Origin of the sequence: Kitasatospora sp. NPDC059803, from assembly GCF_042732255.1 — a bacterium.
In the GTDB taxonomy this organism is placed as follows: Bacteria; Actinomycetota; Actinomycetes; order Streptomycetales; family Streptomycetaceae; genus Kitasatospora.
Window position 1 is genome coordinate 18,527 of the sequence record NZ_JBHWIJ010000099.1, and the last position, 7,597, is coordinate 26,123.

The following is a 7,597-nucleotide window of genomic DNA, read 5'->3' on the forward strand; positions in this document are numbered from 1 at the left end:
GCCCGAGCGCGGGCGGCCGGCCGGTCCGGGGCGGCCCCCGGCCCGCCGGTGGTCGGGCGGGCGGGCCGTCAGCCCGCGTCGGACGGCGCCTGGGCCGGGACGGCGGGCGCCGGCGCGGAACCCGCCTCGGCGGCCCGGGCGGCTGAGGCCTCGAAGAAGCGCAGCAGCTCCACCGGGAACGGCAGCACCAGCGTCGAGTTCTTCTCCGCCGCGACCTCGACCACCGTCTGCAGCAGCCGCAGCTGCATCGCCGCCGGGGTCTCGGACATCGTGACGGCGGCCTCGGCGAGCTTGGCGGCGGCCTGGAACTCGCCGTCCGCGGTGATGATCCGGGCCCGGCGCTCGCGGTCGGCCTCCGCCTGGCGGGCCATCGAGCGCTTCATCGAGTCGGGCAGGCTGACGTCCTTGATCTCCACCCGGTCGATGTGCACGCCCCACCCGGTGGCCGGGCTCTCCATCATGATCTCCAGCCCCTGGTGCAGGTTCTCCCGGCCGGAGAGCAGGTCGTCCAGCTCGCTCTTGCCGATGATCGAGCGCAGCGAGGTCTGGGCGACCTGGAGCATCGCGAAGGAGTAGTTCTGGACGTCCACCGTGGCCTTGACCGGATCGACGACGCGGAAGTACAGCACGGCGTCGACGCTGACGGAGACGTTGTCCTTGGTGATGCCCTCCTGGGCGGGCACCGGCATGGTGACGACCTGGACGTTGACCTTGCGCATCCGGTCGACCACCGGCACCAGCAGGGTGAGGCCCGGCTGGCGGACCTGCTCGCGCACCCGGCCGAGCCGGAACACCACGCCGCGCTCGTACTGCTGCACCACCCGCACGCCGGTGATCAGCCAGAACAGCGCCAGCACGACGACGAGAACGACAATTGCCACGTTCGTCCGACCTTCCCCGTAGCGGCGCAGCCCGGGCCGGGTCCTGAGCGGGCCCTGTCGCGCGGGTGCGAGCCGCGCAGGACAGTATGCGCCCCGGCCGCGGGGATCGACAGCCGCGTGCGCCGGGGATCCTGACGGGCCGTCCACTCCGCCGGTCCGGCGCGACCGCGCCACCCCGGCGTCGGCGGACGGACGCCCGTGGCGCGCGCCACGGGCGTCCTGGAACCCTCTTGCCTAGCCGGCGAAGGCGGCCGCGTGCTCGGCGGCGAACTCGGCGAAGGAGCGCGCCGGGCGGCCGGTGAGCTTCTCCACGTCGGGGCTGACGGCGGCGGCGTACCCGGCCGCGTACAGCCCGTACAGCTCGACCATGCCCTCGGCGCGCCACTGGTCCCAGCCCGCGTCGAGCATTCCGGCCAGGGCCGCCTCGGGCGCCAGTGCGGTGTACGCCACCGGGCGGCCCGCGACCGCGGCGAGCCGCTCGGCCAAGGCGTCGTGCGACAGCGCCTCCGGGCCGGTCAGGGTGTAGACCGCGCCCTCGTGGCCCTCGGTCGCCAGCACCTCGACGGCGGCCGCCGCCACGTCCCGGGCGTCCACGTACGACACCGCGCCCTCGCCGCCCGGCGCCGCGAGGGTGCCGGCCCGGACGCCCGCGGCCATGCCCAGGACGTTCTGGTGGAAGCCGTTCGGCGCCACGACCGTCCACGGCAGCCCGGAGGCCCGCAGGTGGTCCAGGCCGCTGACGTGCGCGCCCACGAAGCGGACGCCCTCCGGCCGCTGCTCGACGCCCGCCGCCGCGTGCAGCACGATCCGGGGCCGCCGGCCGGTGCGCACGGCCGCGTCGATCACGTTCCGCTCGTGGGTGGCCATCTCGGGGTGGACGGCCACCAGGAGGTAGACGACGTCGGCCCCGGCCAGGGCCGCGTCCAGCGAAGCCGGGTCCGAGAAGTCGGCGGCCACCCGCTCGACCGCGTCGTCCCACTCCGCCGGGCCCGGCGAACCGGCGCGCACCAGCGCCCGCACCGCCTCGCCGCGCTCGCGCAGCCCCACGACCACCTTCGACCCGACCGTACCGGTGGCACCCGTCACAACGATCACGGATGGCACTCCTCCCCGTAGCGGACGCCGACCTGATTCGACGTCAGCGCGATGATCGCAGGCGGGGCGGAGCCGATCAAGGTCGGGCCCGCCGGGCTCGGGTCGGTCGGGTGGGCCGGCCACGGTTCGCCCCGCGCCGACACGCACGGCGCCCCGCCGTTCCTCGACTTGGCGCACGCCGGGCGCTTGGATGGATCCGGCCTGGTCACCGCCCGGACACGACCGGGACACGACGCCGGGCGCGACCCCGGGCACCCGCCGGCAAGCCGAGGAGCCACCACCGTGAACGACACCCCTGACGCCGTCGACCGGGCCGAACCCGCCGCCGTGGCCGGCCGGATCGCCGAGCGGCGCGAACAACTCGGCCTCAGCGAGGACGACCTCGCCCACCAGGCGGCCATGGCCCCCCGCTACCTGCACTACCTGCTCGAAGCCGGACCGGCCTTCGACCCCGGCGGCTTCGTCCGGATCGCCGCCGCACTCGGCCTCAGCCGCGGCGAACTGCTCGAAGGCCGAGCCGACGCCCCGCCCGGCCAGGGCGGCCCCGGCCCGCACCCGCGGCTGTTCGGCCTCACCGAACCCGAGTGCTGGGAGCTGATCGGCACCCACGGCGTCGGACGCATCGCCCTGCCGCTCCAGCCGGGCCCGGTCGTCGTCCCCGTCAACTACGTCGTCGACGACGGCACCATCGCCTACCGCACCACCGAGCGCGGCGCCCCGGCCGAGGGCACCGCGCTCTCCTTCCAGATCGACCACATCGACGAGTACCTCGGCCGGGGCTGGAGCGTCCTCCTCCTCGGCACCGCCCACCACGTGCACGACCCCGCAGCCCTGCACCACCTGGTCGGTCTCCCCGGCGCGATCCCCTGGGCCGGCGGCGACCGGACCTGCTGGATCCGGATCAGCCCGGACGAGATCACCGGCCGCCGCCTGGTGAGTGACTGAACGGTCCGTTCCGGTCGCCGGGAATCGCGGTGCTGAGCGGCCGAGTTGGCGTTGTCGTACCCCTGTCGCGGACCGGTCGGCGTGGCTAGCATGAGGCGCCAACCGCAAGGAACACCGGCCCAGGCCCCCTCTTGCGGGTCACGTCGGATCAGCGTGCCCAGGTGTCCCGCGCGCCCGGCGTGATCCGCAAGAGCAGGTCCAACCCCCAAGGGAGGAACCACCCATGAGCGCAGTGGTGACCGAGATCCGCGACGCAGGCCTGCTGGACATCGACGAGGACGCCATCGTCTTCGAGGACGAGCACGACGCGGACCTCGCCCCGGTCGCGTGTCTCGCCGACCCGTGGGTCACCTACGTTCCGACGCGCTTCGACTGCGCCGTGGACTGCTGACCCGTACCGAGGAAGCGGACCGGGGGAGGGTGGAGCGATGACCACACCACCCGACCCCGGCTCCGCCGAGGCCCTGCGGCGCCGGGTCGCCGACCTGGCGGCCGCCGCGCCCGGCCCGCGCCGCCCGCTGCACACCGACGGGCACTGGTGGTACCTCCAGGACCCGCGGATGCCGGCGCGCGCCCACGGCTGGAAGCTCCACCTGTCCGCCCGGCAGGGCCAACTCCCGCAGCTGCTGGACGCGGTGGTCCCGATCCTGCTGCGCCGCACCTGCGACGCGAAGTTCGCGGCGGGCGCGGCCGTGCTGCGGGAGCTCAACAGCGGGCTGCGCGGCCCCGCGGCCGTGGGCAAGGCCGTCACGGTCTACCCGGACGAGGCGGACCTCGTCGCGCTGGGAACGGAGTTGGCCCGGGCGCTGGCCGGCTGGGCCGGGCCCCGGGTGGTGAGCGACCTCCGGCTCCGGCCGGACGCGCCGGTCTACTACCGCTACGGACTGTTCCGGGTCACGGACGACGCCGCCGACTACGGCATGACCGGCCCGGACGGGGCGGTCTTCCCCGGCCTGGCCGAAGCCCGCTACCGCCAACCGCCCTGGGCGAGCGACCCGTTCGCGCCCGTCGCGGCCGCCGCCCGGCCGCCGACCACCCGGGTCGGCGAGGGCCGGTACCGGATCACCGCCGGGATCACCCGCTCGCCGAACGGCCACGTCTACCGCGCGGTCGAACTCGCCACCGGGCGCGAGGTGGTGGTCAAACAGGCCCGCGCCCACGTCGGCGAGGACGGCGCGGGCACCGACGCGCGCGGCCGGCTCCGGCACGAACGCCGGGTGCTCACCGCCCTGGCCGGGGTGCCCGGGGTGCCGCCGCTGGTCGACTACTTCCGGCACGGCGCCGACGAGTACCTGGTCAGCGGCGCGTGCGGGCCGCGCGACCTGCGGCGCGACGTCCTCGCCGCGGGCCCGTACGACCTGCGGCCGGGCACCGGCGGGCGCGACTGGTGGCGCCTGGCGCGCGGACTGCTGCGGATCCTGGACGCGGTGCACGCGCGCGGCGTGGTGGTCTGCGACCTGAAACCCGCGAACGTGGTGCTGGACGCCGTCGGCCGCTGCTCGCTGGTCGACTTCGGCGTCAGCGCCCTCGACGGCGCCCGCCCGCCCGGGGCCACGGCGGGCTACGGGCTGCCCGGCGCCACCGGGACCGACCCCACCGAGGACTACTACGCGCTGGGCACCACGCTCCACCACGCCCTCACCGGACTCGACCCGGTGGTGATCGACCCCGACCCGGCGACCAACCGCGACCGCACCCTGGCCTGCCTGCGCGCGGCCCTCCCCGGGCCTTCGGACTCGGCGGATTCCGCGGTGGCCCTGGTCGCGGGCCTGGTGAGCCCGGACCGGGCCTGGCGCGCGGCCGCCGCCGCCGGCCTGCGGGAGGGGAAGCCGCCCGGCCGCCCCCCCGGCCCCCGGCGCGGCGGGGCGGGGCGGGGCGCCCCCCGGCGGGGGCGCGGCCCCACCCCCCGGCCCCGGACGCGCGCCGGCCCCCCCCGCGCGCGGCGGGGGGGGGGCCCCCCGCCCGCCCCCCCCCCCGCCCGCGCGCGCGCCGGCCCCGCGGCGGGCCCCGCTCGACGAGGCCGTCGACCACACCGTCGGCACCTGCGTGCGGATGGCCCGCGAGCTGGTCGCCACCGACCCGCGCGTCGGCGAACCCCGCACCCTGCTGTCGCTCTACGACGGCGCCGCCGGCCTCGGCCTCGAACTGCTGGAGCACGCGGACCGCCCCGACGCCCGAGCCGCCGCCACCGCCCTGGCCGACTGGACGGCCGCCCACCCGGCGCTCGACCGCCTCGACGGCTCGCTCTACCAGGGCCGGGCGGGCGCCGACCTGTTCCTCGCCCAGAGCGCCGCCACCCTCGGCACGGCGCCGCCCGGTACGAAGTCCCCGTACCTCCGCCACCACGAGCCCGCCGGAGCCGACCAGATCGCCGGCGCGGCCGGGCTCGGCACCGCCCACCTGCTGCTCGCCGCCCTCGGCCGGGACACCGACCGGCACCTCGCGGCGGCCGCCGCGTGCGCCACGGCACTGACCGCCCGGCCCCTCGACGACCCCGGCGAGGCGCCCAACCCCGGCACCGCCGCCCTCGCCGAGGGCTTCGCGCACGGCCGCGCGGGCGTCGCCCACTTCCTGCTCGCCCGGCCGGACGAGGCGTCCTGCCGGACCGCCCGCCGCATCGTCGACGGACTCGCCGCCGACCTCCCCCGCCTCAACGCGGCCGCCCTGCGGCCCGGGGCGACCCGCCGCTACCTCTCCTGGTGCCGGGGCCTGGCCGGCCTCGGCACGGTCCTCGTCCAGGCCGGGATCCAGTACGGCGACGACGCCCTCCTCGCCCTGGCCGCCGACGCGGCCGACACCTGCCGGACGCTCGCCCCGCGCACCGCCCTGGTGGTCCGCTGCTGCGGTCTGGCCGGAGTCGGCGACCTCCTCGTGGACCTCGCCACGGCCACCGGCGACCCCCGCCACTGGCACGCGGCGGAGCAACTGGCAGCCCTGCTCCTCACCCGGGCCGGCGGGCCGGCGGGCCGCCCGGTCTTCCCCGGCGGCGACCCGACCGCCGAGTCCCGCGCCTGGGCGGTCGGGACACCCGGAGTGCTGACCTTCCTGCGCCGGCTGTCCCGTCGCGGCGGCCCGGTGCCCGGACTGCTGCCGTCGGCCTGAACCGGCCGAGGCCGGCGATCGGGTCGGACGGGCGGACGTTCTGCGGCCGGTCGACCGACGCCCGGTGGCCCACCGCTCAGCTGCGGTCGAGGAGTTCGCGGATCCGGGCGGCGACCACGTCGGGCCGCTCGCCCTGGATGAAGTGGCCGGCGTCGACGGTCTCGTAGCGGCCGTCGGGGAGGGTTTCGGTCCAGCGGCGCTGGTGTTCCTGGAGGGCGGGGTGGGTGCGTTCGCCGCCTCGGCGGGGGCGGTCGGCGGACAGCAGGACGGTCGGGCAGCCGGGGGGTGCCGGGGGTTCGGCGCGCAGCCGGGGGACGGCGGCCGCGACGGCGCGGAATTCGCGGCGGGTCTGGGCGAGGCCGGCCGGGACGAAGTCCTCGGCGAGCATGGTCTCGTAGGTGTCGGTGGGGAAGACCCGGCGGGCGGTGCCGCTGAGCAGACGGGCCACCAGGCGGCTGCGGACCAGGGGTTGGGCGATGGCGAGCGTGCGGTCGACGCGGCGGGCGATCTGGTCGATGGCGTCGAAGGCGGGCGCGGTCTCCGGTGTGGTGTCGACCATCAGGATGCCGCGCAGCCGGGGCGCGAGGCGCTGGTACGCGAGGCGGGCGACCAGGCCGCCCATGCTGTGGGCGACCAGGACGAACCGGTCGGGGGCGACGGCCTCGGCGAGGGCGACCAGGTCGGCCGCCAGGTCGTCGAGGTCGAGCGGGGCGTCGGTGCGGGCGCTGCGGCCGAAGCCGGCCCGGTCGTAGGCGACCAGCCGGGCACGGTCCGCGAGCAGCGGCAGGACCGGGTCCCAGGAGGCGCGGCCGAGGCCCTGGCCCGACTCGAAGAGCACGACGTCCGTGCCGTGGCCGGATTCCTCGACGTGGATCGATCGCCCGTTGACGGTGATGGCCCGCCCGTTCGCCTGGCGCATGGTGCTTCCCCCCTGGGAATCGGCATCCGGGTCGTCTCCCGGACGCACTGTTTTCATCTTTGATAATGATAGCGACTGTGAAATCGTTGGGCAATGGACCTCGATGCGGTAGACCTCCTCCTTCACCCGGTGCGCCTGCGCGTGGTGCACGCCCTCGCCGGCGGGCAGGTGCTCACCACCTCGCAGCTGTGCGAGCGGCTGTCCGGCGTGTCGAAGGTGACGGTGTACCGGCACGTCGCGCTGCTCGCGGAGGCCGGCTTCCTGGAGGTCGCCGAGGAGCGCCGGGTGCGCGGCGCCGTCGAGCGGCACTACCGGCTGCGCGAGGACCGCCCGGTCGTGGACGACGCCGCGGCCGCCGCGATGACGCGGGAGGACCACCGCCGGGGCTTCGCCGCCGCGATGGCCGTCCTGATCGCCGAGTTCAACGCCTACCTCGACCGCGAGGACGCCGACCCGGCCGCCCAGGGGGTGGCCTACCGGCAGGGCACGTTCTGGCTCGACCCGGCGGAACTCGCGGAGCTCAGCGGCGAGTTGCGGGCCGTCCTGGCACCTCGGCTGGCGAACGGGCCGGCGCCGGGCCGGGAGCCGTACCTGCTCAGCCCGATCCTCTTCCCCGCCGTGGGCCCGTCCCCGGTGGAGTAGCCCGAAACGGCGG

The 7,597-nt window shown here is 76.7% G+C and carries 7 protein-coding genes and 1 pseudogene; 5 read left to right on the forward strand and 3 right to left on the reverse strand.

Annotated features, from left to right (window positions below):
- Nucleotides 1-68: 68 nt before the first annotated feature.
- Together ACFV6I_RS17945 and ACFV6I_RS17950 are read right to left on the reverse strand one after the other, a co-directional pair.
- On the reverse strand, nucleotides 69-881 hold the full coding sequence (locus tag ACFV6I_RS17945) for a slipin family protein (protein WP_380426264.1): 813 nt from the start codon (nucleotides 879-881) through the stop codon (nucleotides 69-71).
- Nucleotides 882-1,115: 234 nt separating this feature from the next.
- The gene (locus ACFV6I_RS17950; RefSeq protein ID WP_380426266.1) at nucleotides 1,116-1,976 is read right to left on the reverse strand and encodes an NAD(P)H-binding protein; all 861 of its coding nucleotides are present in this window, start codon (nucleotides 1,974-1,976) and stop codon (nucleotides 1,116-1,118) included.
- A 282-nt stretch (nucleotides 1,977-2,258) separates the two neighbouring features.
- Here ACFV6I_RS17950 and ACFV6I_RS17955 point away from each other — a divergent pair, with 282 nt between their 5' ends.
- From ACFV6I_RS17955 to ACFV6I_RS17970, 4 genes and pseudogenes are all read left to right on the forward strand, one after another.
- A complete protein-coding gene (locus tag ACFV6I_RS17955; RefSeq protein WP_380426268.1) occupies nucleotides 2,259-2,921 on the forward strand; it encodes a helix-turn-helix domain-containing protein in 663 nt (220 codons plus the stop codon).
- Between the two features lie 223 nt (nucleotides 2,922-3,144).
- Nucleotides 3,145-3,312, forward strand: coding sequence for an SflA family class IV lanthipeptide (locus ACFV6I_RS17960; RefSeq protein ID WP_167745841.1), 168 nt, complete (start codon nucleotides 3,145-3,147; stop codon nucleotides 3,310-3,312).
- A gap of 529 nt (nucleotides 3,313-3,841) precedes the next feature.
- Nucleotides 3,842-4,669: pseudogene (locus tag ACFV6I_RS17965) on the forward strand (serine/threonine protein kinase); the annotation flags it as partial.
- Nucleotides 4,670-4,973: 304 nt separating this feature from the next.
- Nucleotides 4,974-6,023 carry a lanthionine synthetase LanC family protein gene (locus ACFV6I_RS17970; protein ID WP_380426274.1) on the forward strand — a complete coding sequence of 350 codons (1,050 nt, stop codon included), beginning with the start codon at nucleotides 4,974-4,976 and terminating at the stop codon, nucleotides 6,021-6,023.
- Between the two features lie 76 nt (nucleotides 6,024-6,099).
- Here ACFV6I_RS17970 and ACFV6I_RS17975 read toward each other — a convergent pair whose 3' ends face one another.
- The gene (locus ACFV6I_RS17975; protein ID WP_380426270.1) at nucleotides 6,100-6,942 is read right to left on the reverse strand and encodes an alpha/beta fold hydrolase; all 843 of its coding nucleotides are present in this window, start codon (nucleotides 6,940-6,942) and stop codon (nucleotides 6,100-6,102) included.
- A gap of 93 nt (nucleotides 6,943-7,035) precedes the next feature.
- Here ACFV6I_RS17975 and ACFV6I_RS17980 point away from each other — a divergent pair, with 93 nt between their 5' ends.
- Nucleotides 7,036-7,584, forward strand: a complete 549-nt coding sequence (locus ACFV6I_RS17980; protein WP_380426272.1) for a helix-turn-helix domain-containing protein — start codon at nucleotides 7,036-7,038, stop codon at nucleotides 7,582-7,584.
- The last annotated feature ends 13 nt before the right edge of the window (nucleotides 7,585-7,597 follow it).